Genomic DNA, 1060 nt, shown 5'->3' with positions numbered 1-1060 from the left:
CCCACGGCTCCGGCCGGGCGGCATAGAAGCTGACGTGCAGCAGCGCGTACAGGATCCCGTAGGAATCCCAGTTGTTGGTGGGCTTGCCGGTGTCGGCGACGTCGTCGAGCGCCCGGGCCAGGAGCCGGTAGGCGGCATCGACATCGCCCTCATTGTTGGTGAGGAGGTGGGCGGTGGCGGCGAAGACCAGCCCGGTCGGGGTGTCCGGTGCCTGCCTCGCGTCGGCCAACAACCGGGGCACCTGGTCGAGTTGACCGGTGATGTTGGCGAGGTAGGCGGCATCGACCAGCCGCCGGGACCGGTCGTTCGGGTGCGGGCTGAGTTCACCGGCCCGCACGAGTGCGGTCACCGCGGCCAACGCACCGACGCGTCGCCGGTCGCCGACGGCCGCCTCGTCCAATGCCCGCTCCCCGGCGGCGGACGGGTCGCCGCGCCGCCAGGTGGACAGGGCTGCCTCCTCCAGCGCCCCGGCCACCGCCTCGTCCGGTCCGGTCGCGGCGTCGGCCAGGTGCAACGCCCGCCGGTACGGGTCGCCGGTCAGGGCCGCGGCCAGGGCCTGGTGCGCGGCCCGGCGTTCACCCGGCGGTGTCAGGTGCACGATCGCCGCGCGGATCAGCGGATGACGAAACGCCACGCCACCGACGGCCGCATCGGCATGGACCAGGCCCGCCTGTCGCGCCACGACCAGGTCGTCGAGGTCCGCGCAGCCCTGCGCGGCCGTCCGGATCGTGGCCAGGTCGGCATCAGGCTCCAGCGCGGCCAGCAACAGCAGCTTTCGGGTCGGTGCGGGCAGCCTTTCGATGGCGGCGGCGAAGGTCTCCTCCAGTCGCCCGGAAAGGGGCAGGAGCGCGGGCAGCGGGTCCTGGCCGCGGCGCTGCCGGTCGGTCAGCGCCGTCGGTAACAGCCGCAGGACGAGCGGGTTGCCGTCGGCCTCGGCCAGCAGCCGCCGCCGCACCGTCCGCGCCAGCCCCGGCCACCAGGTGTCCAGCAGCTTGGCCGCCGGCTTCTCGGCCAGCGGTCCGACCACGTATTCGGGCAGCCGGATGTGGCGGACGAAGCC

1 pseudogene is annotated in these 1060 nt (G+C 74.2%); it reads right to left on the bottom strand.

What is annotated here, in order from left to right:
- A pseudogene (locus ACFYXB_RS46025) lies at positions 1-1060 on the bottom strand (hypothetical protein); the annotation flags it as partial.

Origin of the sequence: Streptomyces sp. NPDC002619, assembly GCF_042889305.1 — a bacterium.
Taxonomy (GTDB): Bacteria; Actinomycetota; Actinomycetes; order Streptomycetales; family Streptomycetaceae; genus Streptomyces.
The sequence above is the reverse complement of the archived record's forward strand: the minus strand, read 5'-3'. Positions and strand labels throughout refer to the sequence as shown.